We start from the raw sequence: 21,456 nt of genomic DNA on the forward strand, positions 1-21,456 counted from the left end.
AGACTCAATACTACTTTAACAATCAAAAAATAAAACTAGCCATTTAAACAATTAACTCAGACTTTTACTGTGACGCCACGTCTTAATCTTATTAACCAACTCCCATATCGCCTCATCTTCTGGTCGGCTTTGATTGGTAAAATAATCTAATAAATCAGGGTCTTCATGAGTCAGCATTTGCGCAAAGCTTTCTTGTTCGGCAGCTTCTGCCGTTAAATAAAGCTCTTTAATATAGGGTTCAAAATAAAAATCCAACTCTTTCAAACCACGGCGGGCTTGATAAATAATACGGCGCTGCTCATTAGTTGGCTCTGGCTGGTTATTAATGGTCATAAAGGTATTCTCATTCGTTTAAAAGGTATGTAAATAAATATAAAGCACCAAAACTCTATCGTTCACAATTATTATCATCGATAAATCTATTTTTGATCATAATCACTTAATTGCAGCCATCTAGTGATAGCGATTGGTATTTATCATATGCAGATAGCTGGCTCCATAACGCTATGGCTTGCTGCATCATAGCGACATTATGAGTACGAATGATACTTGCCCCCTGCTGCAATGCAAAAAGACCTGCAGCAGTACCCACGTTATCACGCTCAAGCGGTTGGGTGGTAGCAAGCGCTTCTAGACCTGTTTTTGTTAGCACTTCTGCTAAAAATCGCTTGCGTGAAATACCAAACATCATTGGCAGTTTGAGTGTTTGTAGGCGCTTAAGCTCACTCAATAATGCACAGTGATGCTCATAGTTTTTAGCAAAACCAAAACCGGGGTCAATAATAATATTTTCGCGCATGACACCAATGCTTGTCACTTCATCAATACGCACTTTTAGCTCTGTCATTACTTCCCTAACCACATCATCATACTGTGCCAGATTATTCATCGTAGTTGGCTCACCGCGCATATGCATTAGCATAACAGGAATGTTAAGCTTAGCTGCCATCACCGCAGCGCCCTCACGCTTGAGTGCCCGTACATCATTCCAAATATCCGCGCCTGCTTCAAACGCTGCGCGCATAACCTCAGGACTACTGGTATCAATGGATAGCCATATGTCATTGCCTAGCTGCTGCCTAATCGCTGTCACGACTGGCACCACACGCTGTAGCTCATCAGAAGTCGCTACCACTTCAGCATTTGGACGGGTAGACTCGCCGCCAATATCGATAATGGTAGCACCTGCATCGATCATCTCTTTACCTCGTACTACTGCCTTATCAACTGCATTAAACTGCCCACCATCTGAGAACGAATCTGGCGTGACATTTAAGATGCCCATGATATGAGGCTGTGATAAATCTAAAACCTTATCACGACTGGTCACAGTATAAGCAGTTAAGGGTTGGAATAGTGACATAACTTATCCATGATAATTTGAATTCGTAAAATTGATTTTAGCTCTAACTTATAATGCTTATGATACCAGTAAATCTAATGTCATTCTAAATTGGTAATAAAGAAAAAGCCCTTTGTAAAAAGGGCTTTTTTTATTCAAAACTTAAGAGTAACTTTTACATCGCTGGTAATGGCGGAGGGGTCATTCCGGTTGTTTTCACATCATTCTTTGATAAGTTCACTTCATGATGCTGATAGACTCTTGGTGGACGAGGTTGTTCGCCCGCTAAGATATCTTGCAGCTGATCGCGGTCAATGGTTTCCCATTTCATCAAGGCATCAACCATAGCATGCATCTTTTCTTGATTGCCTTCAATCAATTCACGAGCGATATCATATTGCTCCTCTAGCATACGGCGTACTTCTTCATCAACCTTTTGCTGTGTTGCTTCTGAAATCGTACGACCACCGCCACCAAAGTAACCTTGTGAGCTGTCATCATCTTCATAGACCATGATACCAAGCGCGTCAGACATGCCGTATTTGGTTACCATTGCTCGTGCCATTTTGGTCGCACGTTCAAAGTCATTTGAGGCACCCGTCGACATTTGATCTATAAAGACTTCTTCAGCGATACGACCACCAAATAAAATCGCAATATCACTCAGCATTTTTGATTTGTACATACTGGTTTGGTCGTGCTCAGGCAACTGCCACGTAACACCAAGCGCAAATCCACGTGGCATAATAGTGACTTTATGCACAGGATCGGTACCCGGTAGTAGCTCGGCAACTAGCGCATGACCTGCTTCATGATAAGCAGTAGCACGGCGCTCTTCTTCACGTATGACCATTGATTTACGCTCAGGACCCATATATAGCTTGTCTTTTGCATCTTCAAAATCATTCATATCAACGCTGCGCTTGTTACGACGAGCGGCAAACAAGGCTGCTTCATTAACAAGATTAGCAAGCTGGGCGCCACTGAATCCTGGCGTACCACGAGCTAAGGCATGAGCGTCAACACCAATAGTATTAGGCAGTTTCTTCAAATGCACTTTAAGAATTTGCTCACGACCTTTGATATCTGGCAGCCCTACTTGCACCTGACGGTCAAAACGACCCGGACGCAATAGTGCTTTATCAAGAACATCTGCACGGTTAGTGGCAGCAATGACGATAACGCCTTCATTACCTTCAAAACCATCCATCTCAACCAACAATTGGTTCAATGTCTGCTCACGCTCATCATTACCGCCGCCCATACCGGAACCACGATGACGACCGACAGCATCAATCTCATCAATAAAGATAATACATGGCGCGCTTTTCTTCGCTTGTTCAAACATATCACGCACACGTGAAGCACCAACACCGACGAACATCTCAACGAAATCAGAACCTGAAATCGAGAAGAAAGGTACTTTAGCTTCACCAGCAATAGCTCTTGCTAATAGCGTTTTACCCGTACCTGGAGGACCTACCATCAAGATACCGCGTGGAATCGTCGCCCCAAGCTTGGTAAATTTATCAGGATCACGTAAGAACTCCACCACTTCGACGACTTCTTCTTTTGCTTCTTCACAACCAGCAACGTCTTCAAAATTTACTTTGATTTGGTCTTCGGTTAGCATTTTGGCTTTTGATTTACCAAAGCTCATCGGTCCACCGCCTTTACCGCCAGCGCCGCCTTGCATATTACGCATAAAGAATAAAAACAGACCAATAATCAGCAAAATTGGGAAACTGGCTATCAGCAATTGCATCAATACGCTTTGGCGCTTCGGTGCAGTGCCTTGGACTTCAACTTTATTTTCACGCAGCAATGGCATCAGCTCGTCATCCATCACAGCTGGACGAATGGTTTCAAATTCAGAACCATTTTTCTTCTCGCCGGTGATTTGCTCGCCATCGATCTCAACACTGGCTACTTGATTTTCTGACACAGCGGTCACAAATTCAGAGTAGTTAAGGTTATCGGGCTCAGATGATTTATCAAAGCCACTAAACACCAGCACTAAAACGCCGATTACCACCAGCCACAATAAGGTATTTTTTACCATGTCGCTCACTAGTTATTCCCATCCCATACTTATTGGTGTGTTTACTAAACACGTGACGTCTATATATAAACGTATGTCTCGCTATTCAAGGTCTATTGGCGAATTATCATTTCTCATTGTAAATCTAAGGTATAAAACAACCTTATTTTTTTATTAGAGAAATAAGCCGCGCAATAACGATAAATAACTGAGTTTATAAGGCGCTTACTGTCAGACGACTTTGCTAAAAATATCATATAAGCACTTAGAAAAATGCTTAAAAGTTGATTTCAAACAAAGTTAATATATCATGATATGTGGTATTAACCTGAATAATTCAAGCAGCATTCCCATTTATTCAGTTAACGATTGTAGCCGTTTTCATTCAATGATTTTAACTGGCTAATTTTGAGGTGAGAGTTTCATTTCATATTACTTAATTGCGATCCAAAATATCTCTTTTGAGCGCGGTCTAGAAGCACCAGGCTTAATACTACGGATTTTACTAAAATCCGCCTGCATCTGCTTGCGTAATTCTTGTGTACCCTCGCCTTGAAACACTTTCATAATAAGCGCGCCACCTTCTGGTAAGGTTGCCAGCGCGAAATCGACCGCCAGCTCACATAAGTACATCATACGCGGCTGATCAATGGCACTATTACCTGCTGTATTGGGCGCCATATCAGACAGCACCACATCAACTTGTCTGTCACCAACCTCAGCCATGATACGGTCAAACACTTCTGGCTCGCGAAAGTCACCTTGGATAAAGGTAACATCCGGCAAGGTATCCATCGGCAAAATATCAGAGGCAATCAAGATGCCTTTTTCACCAACCAAGTGACCAGCCACTTGAGACCAGCTGCCAGGGGCACTACCCAAATCAACAACGGTCATACCTTTTTTGATCAGATTGGTTTTTTCATTTATTTCTAATAATTTATAAGCAGCACGGGCACGGTAGCCATCTTTTTGGGCCTTTTGCACATAATGATCATCAATGTGCTCTTTCATCCAAGCACTACTGCTCTTTGACAATTTTTTGTTTTCAATACGTGTGGCCAAAATTCCTGCTCCTATAACGTGCTTTTCTATATGCGCATATGTATTTATTAACTAATGTCTTAATAGACTTTTTGCTTCATGTCACTTTCTACAACCATGCTATCAAAAACACTATTAACTATGATTTTCAATACTATCAAGCTATTTATTAGCTTCAAAAGGCTAAACCTTTAATTTTTCTTAGTGAAAACACTGCTTTATAAGAGCGTAGCGTTTATAATGTACCCATAATGGCAGTTTAACATTTTCATCACGTAAAATCGTGCAAAATCCTGCTGATCTCATGCAAGATGATCATAGATTAATTATAATGGTCATCAATTGCTCTCAATTTTATTATATTTTGTTTTTACCAACCCCTAGGAATTCTATGCAACTTGATAACGCAACCATCAAACGCTTAAAAGGCATTGGTCATGATTTGAAACCGATTGTCATGATTGGCAATAAAGGTGTTACGCCAAGCATTACTGAAGAGATTGATCGCGCCTTATCAGATCATGAACTGATTAAAGTAAAATTGCCTGCTGGTACCAAGGAAGAGCGTGATGTCATCGGTGCTGAGCTTGCTGCTACTGCAAAGGCAACTTTGATTCACTCAATTGGTCGTATGGCGCTATTGCTACGCAAAAATCCAAATGCCAATCCTAAGCTTTCAAATCTTGCTCGTAATGTGTAATGCCTCATTACTTGCTAAGTCTATATCGTCTGTTGTATATAAAGTGGTTTAAAATAGCCTGCTGATTTATTTTTAGACAGATGATGACGGTGAATAATAAAAGCCGCGATGCAACTTTGCTCGCGGCTTTTATGTCATTTATAGTTCACTATTTAACATGCGATATTCGTTAGCAGCTATATCATATTTTATGATGCTAATACTTTTTGAGATAATAAGATAATGAGCCAGAGTTTTGATTTATACCTAGCAACTGAAACCTTAGCAGATGACGCGCAGCAACTTGGCGTGACGCCAGAAGCTTTACAGCAAATTAGCGTACAGGTAAGCGCAACGCTTGTAGCGCAGCCAGAAGCTTATTTGCAGCTAGAATATCGTGTGACGTTACCTCTTAAGTGCTTAGCTGCTCAATTGACTTGGCCAAAGTGGCAAGCAGATAAAGTAGGCTTTAAGGATTATCTGTGGGAACAAACCTGCCTTGAGTGCTTTTTAGCAGGTTCCTTAATCAGTAGCAGCAGTTCAAAAGATAATGATAAGTCCCCCAAAACCAATATGACAATGTCCTATATTGAGATCAATGCCAGTCCTGAAGGTCAGTATGCGCTTTATGAGTTTGACAGCTATCGCTCTCCTACAACACTACCGCCAAGACCTCTTATGTACGCTGACGGACAGACACGTGCTGCTATCAATTGGATAGACGGTAACAACCCGAAACTGCTAATAGACTACCTCATATCAACGCATAAACCTTATCACTACCAACGCAGCTTTAGAATGCCATTAGATTCATCGACGTCATTGAATCGCAAGTCAGATTACAGTAATGATGCCCTTATCAAATACATACATCCTTGTGTTATTTTATCCTTTGGCGCTACGATTCTATACTTTGCGCCCAAACATGCCTCGCCACCCGACTTTCATAATCGTCAGTATTGGACACCATTTGATAGGCTATCCGCCCTTGCCAAGTAAAAATATCAACTTAATAGCTAGCCTTATTTAAGACATAAAAAAACTCAGTAATGTCATAAAGAGCATTACTGAGTCCGGAGAGAGCGCTTAACTGATACTTATTTGTCAGCCATAGCAAGGTAGATACCACGATCTGAAGCATCATCAACGTATCTAGCATCGCGCCACGTCGTATAGTTGTAATGACCGCTGTATGGGCTGATGCTGTTTTGACGGAAGTCAGACACCCAGTCATTACCATCAAATATTTGAATATGGCCATGAGGACGACTTGAGGTACGGTCATAAACAACCACATCACCAACCTGTGGTTCCATGTTATTACTGATTTTGGTAAAACCCGCTTGTGACAGTGTGCCACGAGACGCATATTGATACGCTGAAGGATTAGGCGTGAATTCGTAGCCCGCTGATTGTAACGCTTTACGGACATAACGAGCGCAATAGCCTGTGCTACTAGATAAAGCGACTCGTGAAGCATTCGCTGCTGCAATAGCAGGCGCCGAATAACGATCTGGCACTGAACTTACTTTCTGCTGACGCTGCTCATAAGACAAACGATTGGTTAGCGAAGCAAGCTGATATTCTTTTTGTTTTGCATGCGCGCTTAAATTATCGATTGCTTGGCTGATTTCATCATTGCTAGAAACATATGCACCGCTGTTGGTGCTGTAGATGTTACGACTAGAACCGTAGTTCGCAGAAGTAGTGATATTGGTGATGGTATGACTCAAGGTATTATTTGATTGAAAGGTTGTTTCGGCAGCACCACTTGTCTGTGCTACGCCCATTCCCAATACTGATAAAATTAATAAAGCTTGTTTCATAAATTTACTACCTATTGTGAAAACAGAATTGCTCGTCATCCGTGACAAAGCATGAATTAGTTTAGAGAATATAATCATGAAATAAACATGATAAAATATTTAGTACAATCGCTCTTTTACTTCTTAAGTAGCTGATGCTGATATCATTAGCAGCTTAATCATCTACTACATAAATCGTTTGCTACGTCATACCTTGCTTTAAAAATGAGCGTTTAGAGCCTGTTTATTATGAGTATCGATTTTTCACCTATTAGATGAGTCATTACGATGTCCAAAAAAAACCCTAACCGCCTTGCCACTCTCATCGATCATCAAGCTTTTGCTGGTAGTGCGCTACCTCAAAGCCTATCTGATAGTATGCGTTTATATGTACAAGCGACCACTGAAATAAAAGCGCTTTTGGTAGATTGTCTACCTGAGGAAATCCTCAATAACTGCTGGGTCGTAGGCTTAACGTCTGAGCAATTAACACTCAGTGTCGAATCAGTAACTGCTGCCAATCATATTCGCTATTTGCAGAGCGCGTATTTGCAAGTGTTAACAGAGCAGTCAATTACATTTAAACAACTCAAGCAAATTCGCGTCGTCATAGCCAATAAATCTACCAATAATAATTATTCTAAATCATCATCAGGCTTGTCAGCATCACGCTCAATATCCGTTAAAGCCCATGAAAATCAGGCTCTTAGCCAAAACACAAAGCGGACTATATCACAGGCAGCAGAGCATGTCACCACTGATAAAAACCTCAAAAAAGCACTATTACGCCTTATAAATCCGTAAAAAACCCCTGCAGATAATGTAAAGTTATGTAAACAAATCTGGTAAATGATACGATTCAGGCTGGGTTTTTGTAATTTCAAAAACAAAAAAAATCATCTGTCAGTGGCATTCACATTGTGAACCTCACTGACAAATGATTTTGCTATTCGCTACAGCTTTTATCTCATCTACTATACAGGCAAGTTATCATAAAATAAAGAAATATATATCCACTTAAATGAATATTATTTCACTCTACTTATAACCATTTTATGTAATATTGCGTAAATGTTTCGATACTTCGTGTATATTCCTGTATTCATCCTTCGACAGTTATACCGTTCAAAGGTAAATATTCGATAGGACATGTTACATTGTCATCAAAAGTTACAATTTCAAAGTTATTATGGTCAGATAAAATCTCACGTACCAACAAGTTATTTAAAGCATGACCGGATTTATAAGCATTAAAACGACCCAAAATAGGATATCCAATCAGATATAAATCACCAAGTGCATCTAAAATTTTATGACGAACAAATTCATCATTAAAACGCAGACCTTCTTCGTTCAAAATATTACTTTCATCGATAACAATCGCATTGTCCATGCTACCGCCTAATGCCAAATTGTTCTGACGCATGGCTTCGATATCACGTAAAAAACCAAAAGTGCGTGCTGAACTCAGCTGCTCAATGAAGTTTTGGGTTGAAAACTGCAATTGGGCATGCTGAAAGTTCTTATCAATCGCAGGATGATCAAAATCAATCTCGAAATTAAGCTCAAATCCATTATAAGGACGTAGCTCTGCCCATTTATCGTCAACTTTGACACGTACCGTACGTACAATCCTGATAAATTTCTTTGAAGCATCCTGTTCGCAAAAACCAGCTTGCAATAACAGTCCTACAAAAGGTGCAGCACTGCCATCCATAATAGGTATCTCTGATGCCGATACACGAATTAATAGATTATCAACGCCAAGTCCCGCTATCGCGCTCAGCAAGTGCTCAACCGTGCCGACACGTGTACCACCAAACACCAGATTAGATGACATCATGGTATCTTGTACCAAAAAGGCACTGGCAGGAATTGGCGTGCTGCCAGTAATATCAGAACGCTCAAAGACGATTCCAGTATCGATTGGTTGCGGATGAAATTCTAAATCAACAGGTTGACCACTATGAAGACCAGTACCTGTAACAGCAATTGCTGTTTTTATGGTTCGTTGATTCATGGCTGTCTTCTCACATATTTTGTTACAATTGCCATAGTGTATCATTACCCGAACCCTGTTCGCTAGCGATAAAAAGCGTTAATTTACCTATCTCTTTGATTGATAACACTTATCGAAGCATTATTATCGGTGACTGTTTAGTCGCAATCACCAACAGACGGCTATGAAATATCGGGCTTTGAAAGGCTTAATCTGTTGAAAATACCGCCTAAATTGGTATGAGTAGGTAACATTTTCTGATAAATAGGAATAACCAATATATAAGTAGTTGGCAAATAGCAGAGATTATAAATAGGCACAAAAAAGCCAGCGTTTGAACACTGGCTTTTTTAGAGAGCAATATTTATACGAATGATATCTATTTGTTCTGCTGACGCTTTAGGTAATCTTGAATGCTATTGGTCTTAGTTTTAGTCTGTTCAGGCACAGTATTAGAGCGAATTGGGTTTTCTTGATACTGAGCTTGAGACTGTTTTTGACTGTTCAAGGCACTGGTATGCAAGTTTGGGTCAACAGGTTGCGTACTGTTTACAGAAGGCACAGGTTGCTCAACCACTTCAGGCTCTTCACCAGCGTTTTCATCTAAGGTTAAACCAGTTGCAATAACCGTCACATGCAAGTCGTCGCCCATTTTTTCATCAATCACTGAGCCATAGAAGATATGCGCTTCATCGATATCAGTAATTTCTTCGACAATCACACTGATCTTGCTCATCTCATCTAGAGATAAGGATTCAGATGAAATCACGTTGACGAGTAAGCCTTTGGCATTCTCTAGGCGCAAATCATCAAGTAATGGCGATCTGATGGCTTTTTCAGTCGCTTGACGCGCACGATCATCACCGCTGGCACGACCGATACCCATCATAGCATGGCCCTTAGCGGTCATTGCGGTACGGATATCGTTAAAGTCAATGTTGATCATACCTTCGCTAGCGATGGTCTCTGCAATACCTTGGACTGCATGCAATAGCACATCATCTGCTTTTTTAAACGCATCTTGCATAGAGATGTTGCCGTAGACACTCATCAACTTATCATTTGGAATCGTAATGATAGAATCTACAAAGTTAGTCAGCTGCTCGATACCCGCTTTGGCAGCCTTGATACGTTTTCCGCCTTCAAATTTGAACGGCGTGGTGACTACAGCAACGGTCAATACTTCCATTTCTTTGGCAATACGCGCTACGACTGGTGCAGCACCAGTACCCGTACCACCACCCATTCCAGCGGTGATAAAGACCATATCTGAATGCTCAAGCAGTGCACGAATTGCTTCTTCGTCACTTTCTGCTGCTTCACGACCCACTTCTGGATTCGCTCCTGCACCAAGACCACGGTTGGTTTTTGCGCCAAGTTGTAACTTATGCGGTGCGGTCAAACGATCAAGCGCCTGTTTGTCCGTATTGGCACAGACGAATGTTACACCTCTAATCCCTTGCTGTACCATATGTTCAACTGCATTACCGCCGCCGCCGCCTACACCGAATACAGTGAAGCTTGCTTGGCCATTATTTTGAAGCTGATTATCATCTGGCATGGTGTATTTTGACATAAAAAAGTTTCTCCAGTTGCAGATAGCGTGATGGTCGATACGTGGTAACACACGCATATGGCGCGCTATCGACTTACTATATATAAATGTATTTGATTAAAACAGGGCCATGGCTTAAATAGTAATGCTTAACCAAGATATGCCGTTATTATACAGGGTATTGCTTTTAATATGCTTGTTTGGTCTTGCTGACAAACCGCTTATCTAATTGGGTAAATAGATTTTCAGCAGGATTATAGGACAATTATAATATCTTTTTTAGTACACTGGCAAAACGTTGACCAGCACTTTGAAAAACACCCGTCACACGATTTTTTTGAATCGCTTCAGGCTCGCTTTTTTCACTGCGCCGAAACTGCTCGCTTTGGCTATATAGTAGTGTACCAAATGCCGTTTGATAAGCCCGATCATTAACCTGAAGATTCAGCTGCTTAAATGATTCATCATTATCAAAATGATTATAAGCACTAATCGCAGGATGCGTATTGGTTAATACCACTGGCATTTTTAATAATTTTTTCGCAAACGGTATCATGCCTTTAATCCCACTACCGCCGCCTGTGAGCACAATGCCCTTATCAATATAGCCTAATAAATCTGCTTCATGTAACTGGCGCACTACTTCAGTGAAAATCTGCACGTAACGGGCTTCGATAATACGCGCAAGGTTGTAGATACCAATGTTGATTTCATCACCTGACCCTTGCGGTTTAAATAGGAAAAATGAGCTTGGATCTACGCTGTTCACATCCACTGTACCATGCGACTTTTTCAGCTTTTCAGCCTCTATCATCGAAATACCAACGTCTGCCGAAATATCCATCGTCACTTCATGGCTACCCGTTGCGATACAATGGGTAAAAATCAGCTTATTTTCCTTATAAACGCAAATACTTGTGGTACTGGCACCTATATCTACCAAGCAAACACCTTGTTGGCGCTCTTCGCTCATCAAGCTATATTCGGCACTGGTTACCGCATCGAAGACAATATGATCAATACCCACATCACAGCTTTGCAATAGTTTTTGGATATTTTGACGACCAGCAACTGGCATCATCATCATGTGATACATCACAGCTATATTGTGCGCCACCATATCAATGGCATCATCAACCATAAACTCTTGGTTATCGATATAAATACCTTGCTGACAACAATGCATCAAATAATAGTCAGATGACAAATCTTGCGATTTGGCATTTGAGAGCGCTTGTACCATATCTTTAGCACGAACGAATTCATCTTCTACTCTAACATCGCCCGCACTATTTTTGCTCAATAGCTCAGGAGTCGCCAGCGTCAGCCAGACACTATGCACACGGCAATTAGCGGTATCTTCCGCTTCTTGAATAGCCTGTTTGATAGCGCCTTGCAAGCGTTCGCGATGCTTGATTTGACCTTGATAAAAGTCGCTATTCTTAACTTGTCCCACACCCATAATACGGATGTCTTTTGCAGACACAACACTACCAATGACGACATAAACTGCCGTGGCACTTAAATGGACAACAACCAAATTTTCAGTATTTTTCATGGTACCAGACAAATTATCGCTAAACAGGAGAACAAATGATGTCTCCATTAAATCATTAAAATAAGTCTATTATCAGCTGATAATAGCGTATGTATACTCTGTATAAAAAATAAAGCAGACAAGTTTAGCGTGTTGGCTACTTTATATATTACTTATAGAGGTGCTTCAGTTGATGGTTTTTCGTTTACGGGTGTGTCATTATCTTTTGGCACTGCTATATTCCATGCAATCGTAAATCCATTTTTGTAACGAAGATCTACTGATTGTATCTCATCACGGCGGTTTTTTAATTGATTACCCAGCAGCTGGCTTAAGTTCAGTAGCTTTTGCGCTGTATTCTCATTATCAACGATAATACGTAACCCATTATCAAAACGAATCAGCCACGTCATTCTTGGCGACAAAATAATATCTTCAACTTGTAAGCCAAGCGGAGCATACCAGTCATTGACTTGCTGCATCTGTTGCATAATAACCGGTGCTTGAGTCATATTGCCTTGCAAAGTTGCAAAGTTCTCTTGCGTTAAATCTCTACTATCAGCAGGGACAAACACATTGCCTGTTGCATCCACTAGACGCTCAGTACCAAAATTTGCCACTGCTTGCTTAGGCAATACAGTAACCACAATACCTTTTTGCCAGTCACGACTAATACTGACTTGATCAACCCAAGCCAAACCAGTGGTAATATCTCTCAGCGCTTGCAAATCAGAGGTGAAAAAGCTGCTCACACTTTGCTGATTCATAACATGCTGTAGCGCCCGATATTCGGCAACCGTCAATCCTTGATGATCGACATGAATAGCTGCTGGAGGTGCGTCACGTAAAGCCTTACCGCCCATTATCAATATCAGCACTAATAACCCAAGCACCAATACGGTAAAAAAGTATCTAACCGCAGTGGGTACTTGAAAGTTTGATTTTGGGTGACGGGTTTTATCACTCATCAAGTCAGCGACGTCATTGACAGTTTGAGCCATATTAAACTTCGTCCCTATATTTAATCAAAATAATCTGTATATTTCATACATTCGATTCATATTTACGTAAATCGATGATCTTTTTTATTTATGCAAAAGCGCTTATAACCATTATGCAAGTGTAAAATCTACTTAATAGATATGCTATCAATTCGTAACTTTAAATGGCAATATAAAGTGTGCTTATCGGCCTTTAAATGTAACATTTCTCTTATTTAATGAAGGACTTACCAAAGCGTTGTATAACTATCACCAAAACCACTAGATAGTTACAATATTAACGCATTTTACCTTCAAACAATAGCCTAACCCCTACTACTACTAACGAATTTACACAAGTTTACACGAAGCTGTGGTATAGCAGCTATAGCGATACATTACGAATAATGAGAAGCTACTATTCAACAATGATAAATAGTTTAAATACCTCATTTATTGAAATAATCACTCTTGTGTAATTACTAAGGACAGCTTGTTGTATATAGGCAGTGACTTATTTAATAAGGTGTTACACCGTTTGCGCCAAAATATGCCAGCACAAGCTCTCGAAATCCATGCCACGAGCTTTGGCTGCCATTGGTACCAAACTATGACTGGTCATGCCCGGTACGGTATTAATCTCAAGTAGCCAAAAGTTGCCCGCTTCGTCTTGCATCGCATCGATACGTCCCCAACCTTTTGCATCAACGGCACGAAACGCCGATAAACTTAGATCTTGCAAATGCTTTTCATCCGCAGCACTTAAACCACAAGGGATATAGTAGCTGGTATCGTTACGATTATACTTGGCTTCGAAATCATAAAAATTGGTGATATCCGCAGGCTCTAGGCGAATGACAGGATAAGCTTCATCATCAATGATAACGATAGTAAACTCGCGACCAGTTATCCAGCGCTCCGCCATCACTACATCGCCACATTGTACGGCGGTTGCATAGGCAGCAGGAAGCTCATCAAGGTTATTAACCTTAGTCATACCAATGCTTGAGCCTTCATGAACAGGCTTGATAATCAGTGGTAGTCCTAACATATTAACCACCTGCTGCCAGTCGGTATCAGCGGTTAGCAGTGAAAACGGTGCAGTCGATAATCCGCAGCCTTGCCACAGCTGTTTGGTACGTACTTTATCCATACCAAGTGCTGACGCTAAAATACCTGAGCCAGTTTGAGGAATATCAAACCACTGTAGTACGCCTTGCAGCAGACCATCTTCGCCACCACGACCATGTAAGACATTAAATACACGATCATACTGACGTAGTTCAGTAATGTCTTGATGCTTAGGATCAAAATGCGTGGCATCAACCCCTTGGTTTTGTAGTGCTTGCAATACAGCTGCACCGCTGTCTAAAGACACGCTACGCTCATTACTATTACCACCGTAAATGACAGCAACTCTACCAAACTCACTCGCCTCTTTTACTTTACTTTCTTTAATATCTGGTAACGTATTAGCGCTTTGGCTATTGTTAGCTACTTTATCCTGCTCTGCTTGTGCAGCAGCTGCTAAAGCTGGTTCTGGATTGATAATGGGGGCAGTATTATTTTGAACATTGCCTTTAATGTTGTTGTTACTGTTATCTGTAGCGTTTTGCTCAACATTAACGCCATCTTCATCAATATTATTATTTTCTTTAGTATTATTCATGGTCATTGTTAGTGCTCCTAATATTTTTAAAGCAATGCTTCTAATGCTTCTAAGGCTTATTTGATATAAAGATTATTCGCGGCGAGATCGATAGCTATTTGCCCGACATTACCCGCGCCTTGGGTGATCAGCATATCACCTGCTTTCAATAATCGCTGCATGACAGGGGCAATATTATCTTTATCCACTATCGTTGGCTCGACGGCACCGCGCAAACGTATACTACGTGCTAAGGCTTTAGTGTCCGCACCGGCAATAGGGCTTTCACCAGCAGAGTAGACATCCAACAATAATAACTCATCAACACTTGAGAGTACTTCGACAAAATCATCGAAGCAGTCACGGGTACGGCTGTAACGATGAGGCTGGAACATCATCACTAAGCGACGCTCAGGGAAGCTTTGACGCGCCGCTTTGATGGTGGCATCAACTTCTTTTGGATGATGACCATAATCATCAATCAGCAGCACATTACCATCATCTATCTCCACAGAGGTATGTTGCTCAAAACGACGACCAACCCCTTCAAACTTCTGTAGCGCACGGGTAATTGCCGCATCATCCACGCCTTCGTCAGTCGCCATAGTAATGGCTGCAAGCGCATTGTAGACATTATGCACGCCCGGAATATTCAGTGTCAGACGCAATGGCTCATGATCACGGCGTAGTACTGTAAAATGGGTTTTTGTACCTTCGGTGACCAAATCAACGGCTTGTACATCATTAAATGGCTCAAGACCAAAGGTCAATACTGGACGCCCAATATCATCAATCATCGCGTACAGCTCAGGATCATCACCGCAGACCACTGCCAAACCATAAAACGGCATGTTTTGTAAAAACTGAATATAAGCTGCCTTTAATTTATCAAAACTATTGCCATAAGTTTCCATATGATCTTGATCAATATTGGTGACAATCGCCGCCATCGGATGCAATGACAAGAATGAGGCGTCAGACTCATCAGCCTCGGCAATTAGAAAACGACTGCTACCAAGCGCGGCATTTTTACCCGAAGCATTAAGCTTACCGCCAATCACATAAGTAGGATCTAAATTGCCTTCTGCCATCATAGTGGTCAGCAAACTGGTCGTGGTGGTTTTACCATGCGCCCCAGCAATAGCAATACCGTGACGATAACGCATCAATTCACCAAGCATATCGGCACGGCGCACTACCGGAAGACGTGCTTCGAGTGCTGCTTTTACTTCGGGATTGCTACGATCGATGGCAGACGATACAACGATGACATCAGCATTGGCAATGTTTTTGGAATCATGACCGATAGCAATATCGATACCAATCTGCGCCAAACGTTTGGTCACTAAGCTCTCAGTAATATCAGAACCACTGACTTGATAGCCTTGATTATTCATAACCTCAGCAATACCACACATCCCTGAACCACCAATACCAATAAAATGTAGATGCTGAATACGGCGCATTTCTGGTATTTCAATCAAACGTTTGGTTAAGGCTTTAGCAGAGGTTGGCATAAGGGTTTCTCTTTTTATAAGACGGATAAAATATAATAAGGTAAAAATATCGGGTATTTATTTGTTCATCTACAAAGCTTGCCAGATAATATTGGCAACGTGCTGGCAGGCTTGACGATTGGCAAGCGCGTGACCTTTTTTTGCCATCTCTAAGCAAGCAGGTCGATCAAGGGCTGCAAGCTCTTCACTCAAGCGTTTGGGCGTCAATTCATTTTGCGGTAATAGAATCGCCGCTTTATGTAATGTCAACGTCCGCGCATTTGCCGTTTGATGGTCATCAACTGCACTTGGCAATGGTACAAAAATCGCGGCAATACCCACATTTTGGATTTCAGTAACGGTCAACGCACCAGCACGGCAAACAATAATATCTGCCCAGTTATAAGCCGCTGCCATATCATCGATAAATGGCTGTACGATAAACTGATGTGTACTTAAATTCTCACTATCATATGCTGCTTGTGTGGCAGCTTCATTATTGCGTCCACATTGATGACGTACCTCAAACGGACGTTCTATAAACGCCAGTGCTTTTGGCACGGTCTCATTTAGCACTTGTGCACCCAGTGAGCCGCCAACCACTAGCAGTTTTAATCCTGAGCGGTCATTTATATCATAACGCGCTATAGGTTCAGCGACACCGGTAATCGCATTACGTACTGGATTACCAACTGTTTCAAGCTTTACATCAAGCTCACTATTGCCAAAGGTATTTTCAAAGGCTTGCAAGACTTTGGTCGCCATCTTTGCCAAGTAGCGGTTACTCATGCCCGCAATGGCATTTTGCTCATGGATAATAAGCGGTGTCTTGGTCAAACGAGCTGCTATACCGCCGGGTGCACTGACATATCCGCCAAAGCCAACCACTATATCAATATCATTACCACGAATGATTTTGATCACTGCCATAGTCGCAGAAAGCAAGGTAACTGGCATCTTAAGCAAACGCCCAATCCCTTTACCGCGTAAGCCTTGCATCTCAATCGCATGAAAAGGATAACCGGTTGGCGCCACCAAACCATTTTCCATACCGTTTGGTGTGCCTAACCAATGAATCACCGCCCCGCGCTTAGCCAGTTCTTCACTAACCGCAAGTGCTGGAAATACATGCCCGCCAGTACCAGCAGCCATCATTAATATGTGCGGTGTCTTCATGAAACGCCTGCCTATCTTTTTTGTATTGATATGAAGGACTTATTGTCCTATAGCCATCTTACTCATCGGGTCATTAGAGCTGTTTAAAAGCCCGCATAGTATAGTGTAAATCGTGGTCTGATATATAGTCATTTCTGCCCGACCAATAACAAAAATCCAAGCCGTGAATAATCGCGACTTGGCTTTGGTAAATACCGCGAAATCGTTATCAAAACGCTAGTTCCCTGACGTTTTAACGATCTATGTTAGCACAACTATTTTTACTCATTGTGCCAGTAGATGAGCATTACATTACTCTATCCTTACAGCTTATCTAACTAACAAAATTTAGCAGCCTATCAGATTAAAAGTTTTCGCTCTATTGCGATGATAAAATCGGTCGCAATGTCTGTACCACATTGATCATCAATCTCACGCACACAGGTTGGACTGGTGACATTAATTTCCGTAATGCGTCCGCCAATTAAGTCTAAACCGACGAACATCAGCCCTTTTTCTTTGACAATAGGTGCGACCACTTCTGCGACTTGGCGTTCGATATCGGTCAGCGGCATTGCCACCCCGCTACCACCGGCGGCAAGGTTTCCGCGAGTTTCACCCTTTGTTGGAATACGAGCCAAGGTATAGTCAACCACAGTGCCATCAACAATAAGAACGCGCTTATCACCTTCTTTAATCTCTGGCAGATAACGCTGCGCCATAATCGGTAGCGTTTCAAGCTCAGTCAACATCTCAAGCGTCACGCCAATATTTGGGCTATCAGCAGTCAAACGAAATATACCCGTACCGCCCATACCATCTAATGGCTTAACAATAACGTCTTGCTGCTCAGCGATAAATTTGCGAATGTGTGCCTGTTTACTGGTCACAATCGTTGGGCTCATATAGTCACTGAACCAAGTGGCAAACAATTTCTCATTACAATCACGAATGGCTTGTGGGTCATTGACGACCAGTACACCTGCGGCTTTGGCATGATCAAGCATGTAAGTTGCATAAATAAAGCGCATATCAAACGGTGGATCTTTACGCATCAAAATCACATCATAATCGCTGACCGAACCTGTCGTCTTATCCCCTAACGTATAAAAATCCTCAGGATCATGCTTGACAGTAACTGACTGCGTATCGACCATCAACTGCCCACGATCAAGCCATAAATCATGAATCTGACAGTAACCCAAACGATGACCGCGATCTTGCGCCGACCACATCATAGCCAGACTGGTGTCTTTTTTATAATTAACTTGCTCAATGGGATCCATAACCACAAGTATGTTCAAAGATTTTTTTGGCTGTTCTAGGCTCATAAGAATACTCATTTACAGGATGTTATTAATAGACAAAATATACACAAATCACATATCAGCATGCCAATATAGACAAGTATAGACAGCAATAGTTACGCTTAACTATACGCCATACTGGGTACGGTAATGCTGCATTTTTGCAAGTTGGGTTGCATTTTGATTCGAATGACCACCCTCTGCCAGATAGCTGATTAAGTCGTCAATATCGACAAGGGCGCGCACTGGAACGTTTAACGTTGCCGCCAGTTCCTGAATTGCCGAGCGCTCTGCTAAGCCTTTTTCCTTACGGTCAAGCGCCACAATAATACCAGCAACATGTGCGCCTGCTTGTTTTAAAATCTCAACCACTTCACGCATCGCTGTACCAGCGGTAATGACATCATCCAATACCCAAACGGCTTTGCCATTAACATCAGCGCCGACCAAATTACCGCCTTCACCATGCGTTTTGGCTTCTTTACGGTTATAGCCCCAGTTGGCATTGATACCATGATGTAACCATAAAGCCTGTGCAGTTGCTGCTACAAAGGGAATACCCTTATAAGCGGCACCAAAGATAACCAATTCTTGTGCATCTTGACCCTCATTTGTAGCAGCCATCTGTTCAGCTAAGGCATCTGCATAACCACGTGCTAATAGCGATAACATCTCACCTGATGCAAGCAGACCTGCATTAAAAAAATACGGGCTAATGCGACCAGACTTTAAGACAAACTCGCCAAACTTTAAGACTTGGTTGTCTAAAGCCAGTTGAATAAAGGCATGAGATGAAAATGGGGCATTGTTAGCGTATTGGGCATGGGGCATTAGAGAATTCCTATGAACAAAAAGAAAGGTTTAAAAATGATTATCATGACGCGCATTATAGGCGTTGGCGCTTAACTTGACCAACCATTGATATCATAATCTTGCATATTGGGATATCGGGTCAGAAGACTGCAACGTGAAGAGAGGTCAAAATAACAGTGACCATCACGACTCACTTGAATGTTCCAGCCCAAATGATGAGCGGCTATGATCACATGTCCTGCAAAAATTCGAATTTGACGATAGGCATGCCGCTGAGCAGGCTCACAGATACTCTGACTGAGTAAGTAGCTGCGTATATGCTGGCAAATTTGCGCGGCACTATAGCTATGGTTGATACTTTTGCGGCGGCTGCACTGCTTTAAAGCATGAACAGCAACGCTACACGCCATAATATCAGTCGCTAAGCTGCCTTCACCTAACTCGAACTGCTGCGGCTGCAGTATTACGTGCCAGTCATCAGCATACATACTATTTAAAAGCTCATCAGGGTTATAGCGTTTGGTCAGGGTGCGCAGAGATAGTGCAGCAGACGCTTTGGTTTTAGCATTAATATCTTTATCACTCTCTTCGCTCTCCGTCTCTGAAAATCCATAACGATTCAGTCTTGGATACGCCCGAATTGCTTGTTGAATATCTGACATATCTAGCAAAACCATCTCATTTAACGACGACATTAATGGCTGCTCGCTCTGATTGTGATAAAAACTATCAGGCAGCGCTATCAATTTAGCAGCGTTTAGTAATGATAAATGTTCTGCTAATGCCTCTGACGCAATAAGCGACCATTTTGACAAGCTGTCCTTATCAGGCTGGTAAAAACGGGCAGCATTGCCATATAATCGACGTAACTGTCCATTTAAGCGTCGCGCTGGTTCTGGAATATCTGTCAGCGGTCTTGCAGGATCTAATGGCACTTGCGTCGGATCAAAATTAGGATGGACAATCGCAGGCTGGTCACTACTGAATAAAACGGCTGATTGCGCCGCATTATTATTTGCAAACTGACCCTCTGCCACAAGATCAACACTGAATAAACCCTCATCAGAAGTAAAAGGCTGGGTCATGAAATCTCCCTAAGTGAGTGCTATTATAAAACAGCACTCATGAACAACATATTTAAAAACGTATCTAAGCACTATAGCTGATTTATTAATTCTGATGACGCAAAATATCTTCATATCCCATTTGCCAATCAGGATACGTCAGCCACGCTAACGGAATATTGCTATGCAAGCGCTTTCCGGTCATGGCGCTATTCTTATCATCAAGTACTGGCAGCGCTTCACCCAGTTGCTCACATAGCCAAGTGGTCAGCGTAAAGGACGTCACTGGCAAATAATCGGTTGCAATATAAACAGGCTTTGGTACCTCTATCGTCAGTACTTTGGCGATAATATTGACCAAATCAGAGTCCATAATGCGATTGGTCCACACGCCAGCTGCTATCGGCTTTTTCTCTGACTCTTGAGCTTTACGCACACGCATTAAGCGCTCGCTCCCATAAATACCACTTGGGCGAATGATAATTGTTTTATCATCAAAACCTTGTTTCAGCATTTGCTCTGCTTGCAATATCACCTGTGATGCTTCGCGTTTAGGCAGCATCGGCACGGTATCTTTATCGATCCATTCACCGTTATCTTGCCCATAGATGCCAGTTGAAGAAATAAAAACAATGCGCTGAAGATTGGATAGTTTATCCGCAAGCAACGCTAGATGCTGGTTAATCGCCAAGTAGCTATTGTGATAACCATTGGTTGAGTACTCATCAGGGGTGACGATGATAGCAATATGAGTAAAGTCTTGCAGTTGCTCAGCGCTAAGCGTCAACGCATCTGCTTGCATAAATTTAGCTTTATCATCCAGTGCGTAATGCTGTCGCTCATTACGTGCCAGCCCTGTGACATTTAAGCTATCTTGCGCAAGCTTATTGGTCACTGGTAATCCAATGTCACCTTGACCGATAATTAATATATTATGCGTATTCATCATAATTCCTGCCTGCCTTTGAAGATGCTGCTAAAAATACTGGTG

The 21,456-nt window shown here is 41.9% G+C and carries 19 protein-coding genes; 3 read left to right on the top strand and 16 right to left on the bottom strand.

The window, feature by feature from the left end:
- Window positions 1-51: 51 nt before the first annotated feature.
- The 4 genes from FQ083_RS06765 to FQ083_RS06780 all read right to left on the bottom strand — a co-directional run bounded on the left by FQ083_RS06765 (window position 52) and on the right by FQ083_RS06780 (window position 4,448).
- Window positions 52-333 (bottom strand): succinate dehydrogenase assembly factor 2, encoded by a 282-nt coding sequence (locus FQ083_RS06765; RefSeq protein WP_011514335.1) that lies wholly within the window; start codon window positions 331-333, stop codon window positions 52-54.
- Between the two features lie 106 nt (window positions 334-439).
- Window positions 440-1,363 (bottom strand): dihydropteroate synthase, encoded by a 924-nt coding sequence (folP, locus tag FQ083_RS06770; RefSeq protein WP_149409313.1) that lies wholly within the window; start codon window positions 1,361-1,363, stop codon window positions 440-442.
- A gap of 154 nt (window positions 1,364-1,517) precedes the next feature.
- Window positions 1,518-3,413 carry an ATP-dependent zinc metalloprotease FtsH gene (ftsH, locus tag FQ083_RS06775; protein ID WP_020444182.1) on the bottom strand — a complete coding sequence of 632 codons (1,896 nt, stop codon included), beginning with the start codon at window positions 3,411-3,413 and terminating at the stop codon, window positions 1,518-1,520.
- Window positions 3,414-3,815: 402 nt separating this feature from the next.
- Complete coding sequence (locus FQ083_RS06780; RefSeq protein ID WP_011514338.1) at window positions 3,816-4,448, bottom strand: RlmE family RNA methyltransferase; 633 nt, start codon at window positions 4,446-4,448, stop codon at window positions 3,816-3,818.
- Window positions 4,449-4,818: 370 nt separating this feature from the next.
- On the opposite strand from FQ083_RS06780, the gene FQ083_RS06785 reads away from it, so the two are divergent.
- On the top strand, window positions 4,819-5,127 hold the full coding sequence (locus tag FQ083_RS06785) for a YhbY family RNA-binding protein (protein ID WP_011514339.1): 309 nt from the start codon (window positions 4,819-4,821) through the stop codon (window positions 5,125-5,127).
- Between the two features lie 222 nt (window positions 5,128-5,349).
- A complete protein-coding gene (locus FQ083_RS06790) occupies window positions 5,350-6,105 on the top strand; it encodes a DOMON-like domain-containing protein (RefSeq protein WP_149409314.1) in 756 nt (251 codons plus the stop codon).
- Window positions 6,106-6,203: 98 nt separating this feature from the next.
- Here the strand turns inward: FQ083_RS06790 and FQ083_RS06795 are convergent, their stop codons facing one another.
- The gene (locus tag FQ083_RS06795; protein ID WP_011514341.1) at window positions 6,204-6,932 is read right to left on the bottom strand and encodes a CHAP domain-containing protein; all 729 of its coding nucleotides are present in this window, start codon (window positions 6,930-6,932) and stop codon (window positions 6,204-6,206) included.
- A 267-nt stretch (window positions 6,933-7,199) separates the two neighbouring features.
- Between FQ083_RS06795 and FQ083_RS06800 the strand changes: the two genes are divergently transcribed.
- On the top strand, window positions 7,200-7,715 hold the full coding sequence (locus tag FQ083_RS06800) for a DciA family protein (RefSeq protein ID WP_149409315.1): 516 nt from the start codon (window positions 7,200-7,202) through the stop codon (window positions 7,713-7,715).
- 298 nt (window positions 7,716-8,013) lie between these two features.
- Here FQ083_RS06800 and lpxC read toward each other — a convergent pair whose 3' ends face one another.
- From lpxC to FQ083_RS06855, 11 genes are all read right to left on the bottom strand, one after another.
- On the bottom strand, window positions 8,014-8,931 hold the full coding sequence (gene lpxC, locus FQ083_RS06805; protein WP_181209702.1) for a UDP-3-O-acyl-N-acetylglucosamine deacetylase: 918 nt from the start codon (window positions 8,929-8,931) through the stop codon (window positions 8,014-8,016).
- Between the two features lie 358 nt (window positions 8,932-9,289).
- Window positions 9,290-10,486, bottom strand: a complete 1,197-nt coding sequence (gene ftsZ, locus FQ083_RS06810) for a cell division protein FtsZ (protein ID WP_011514344.1) — start codon at window positions 10,484-10,486, stop codon at window positions 9,290-9,292.
- A gap of 244 nt (window positions 10,487-10,730) precedes the next feature.
- Window positions 10,731-12,023, bottom strand: coding sequence for a cell division protein FtsA (gene ftsA, locus FQ083_RS06815; protein WP_223145224.1), 1,293 nt, complete (start codon window positions 12,021-12,023; stop codon window positions 10,731-10,733).
- A gap of 152 nt (window positions 12,024-12,175) precedes the next feature.
- On the bottom strand, window positions 12,176-13,003 hold the full coding sequence (locus FQ083_RS06820) for a cell division protein FtsQ/DivIB (RefSeq protein ID WP_149409317.1): 828 nt from the start codon (window positions 13,001-13,003) through the stop codon (window positions 12,176-12,178).
- Between the two features lie 508 nt (window positions 13,004-13,511).
- Window positions 13,512-14,657 (bottom strand): D-alanine--D-alanine ligase, encoded by a 1,146-nt coding sequence (locus FQ083_RS06825; protein ID WP_262880916.1) that lies wholly within the window; start codon window positions 14,655-14,657, stop codon window positions 13,512-13,514.
- 50 nt (window positions 14,658-14,707) lie between these two features.
- A complete protein-coding gene (murC, locus tag FQ083_RS06830) occupies window positions 14,708-16,147 on the bottom strand; it encodes a UDP-N-acetylmuramate--L-alanine ligase (protein WP_133104714.1) in 1,440 nt (479 codons plus the stop codon).
- Window positions 16,148-16,216: 69 nt separating this feature from the next.
- Window positions 16,217-17,302 carry an undecaprenyldiphospho-muramoylpentapeptide beta-N-acetylglucosaminyltransferase gene (murG, locus tag FQ083_RS06835; RefSeq protein ID WP_149409318.1) on the bottom strand — a complete coding sequence of 362 codons (1,086 nt, stop codon included), beginning with the start codon at window positions 17,300-17,302 and terminating at the stop codon, window positions 16,217-16,219.
- Window positions 17,303-17,640: 338 nt separating this feature from the next.
- The gene (gene gshB / locus FQ083_RS06840; protein WP_149409319.1) at window positions 17,641-18,612 is read right to left on the bottom strand and encodes a glutathione synthase; all 972 of its coding nucleotides are present in this window, start codon (window positions 18,610-18,612) and stop codon (window positions 17,641-17,643) included.
- A 102-nt stretch (window positions 18,613-18,714) separates the two neighbouring features.
- Window positions 18,715-19,419: an orotate phosphoribosyltransferase gene (pyrE, locus tag FQ083_RS06845; RefSeq protein ID WP_149409320.1), complete on the bottom strand. Its 705-nt coding sequence runs from the start codon at window positions 19,417-19,419 to the stop codon at window positions 18,715-18,717.
- A 71-nt stretch (window positions 19,420-19,490) separates the two neighbouring features.
- Window positions 19,491-20,486, bottom strand: coding sequence for a hypothetical protein (locus FQ083_RS06850; protein ID WP_149409321.1), 996 nt, complete (start codon window positions 20,484-20,486; stop codon window positions 19,491-19,493).
- Window positions 20,487-20,571: 85 nt separating this feature from the next.
- A complete protein-coding gene (locus tag FQ083_RS06855) occupies window positions 20,572-21,411 on the bottom strand; it encodes an SDR family oxidoreductase (RefSeq protein ID WP_149409322.1) in 840 nt (279 codons plus the stop codon).
- Between the last annotated feature and the right edge of the window lie 45 nt (window positions 21,412-21,456).

It is taken from the genome of Psychrobacter sp. ANT_H59 (genome assembly GCF_008369225.1).
GTDB lineage: Bacteria > Pseudomonadota > Gammaproteobacteria > Pseudomonadales > Moraxellaceae > Psychrobacter > Psychrobacter cryohalolentis.

Coding starts and splice junctions, on each gene's coding strand:
- FQ083_RS06765 (WP_011514335.1), bottom strand. CDS start 333: ATGACCATTAATAACCAGCCAGAGCCAACTAATGAGCAGCGCCGTATT.
- folP (WP_149409313.1), bottom strand. CDS start 1,363: ATGTCACTATTCCAACCCTTAACTGCTTATACTGTGACCAGTCGTGAT.
- FQ083_RS06785 (WP_011514339.1), top strand. CDS start 4,819: ATGCAACTTGATAACGCAACCATCAAACGCTTAAAAGGCATTGGTCAT.
- FQ083_RS06790 (WP_149409314.1), top strand. CDS start 5,350: ATGAGCCAGAGTTTTGATTTATACCTAGCAACTGAAACCTTAGCAGAT.
- FQ083_RS06795 (WP_011514341.1), bottom strand. CDS start 6,932: ATGAAACAAGCTTTATTAATTTTATCAGTATTGGGAATGGGCGTAGCA.
- FQ083_RS06800 (WP_149409315.1), top strand. CDS start 7,200: ATGTCCAAAAAAAACCCTAACCGCCTTGCCACTCTCATCGATCATCAA.
- lpxC (WP_181209702.1), bottom strand. CDS start 8,931: ATGAATCAACGAACCATAAAAACAGCAATTGCTGTTACAGGTACTGGT.
- ftsZ (WP_011514344.1), bottom strand. CDS start 10,486: ATGTCAAAATACACCATGCCAGATGATAATCAGCTTCAAAATAATGGC.
- ftsA (WP_223145224.1), bottom strand. CDS start 12,023: ATGAAAAATACTGAAAATTTGGTTGTTGTCCATTTAAGTGCCACGGCA.
- FQ083_RS06820 (WP_149409317.1), bottom strand. CDS start 13,003: ATGGCTCAAACTGTCAATGACGTCGCTGACTTGATGAGTGATAAAACC.
- FQ083_RS06825 (WP_262880916.1), bottom strand. CDS start 14,657: ATGACCATGAATAATACTAAAGAAAATAATAATATTGATGAAGATGGC.
- murC (WP_133104714.1), bottom strand. CDS start 16,147: ATGCCAACCTCTGCTAAAGCCTTAACCAAACGTTTGATTGAAATACCA.
- murG (WP_149409318.1), bottom strand. CDS start 17,302: ATGAAGACACCGCACATATTAATGATGGCTGCTGGTACTGGCGGGCAT.
- gshB (WP_149409319.1), bottom strand. CDS start 18,612: ATGAGCCTAGAACAGCCAAAAAAATCTTTGAACATACTTGTGGTTATG.
- pyrE (WP_149409320.1), bottom strand. CDS start 19,419: ATGCCCCATGCCCAATACGCTAACAATGCCCCATTTTCATCTCATGCC.
- FQ083_RS06850 (WP_149409321.1), bottom strand. CDS start 20,486: ATGACCCAGCCTTTTACTTCTGATGAGGGTTTATTCAGTGTTGATCTT.
- FQ083_RS06855 (WP_149409322.1), bottom strand. CDS start 21,411: ATGAATACGCATAATATATTAATTATCGGTCAAGGTGACATTGGATTA.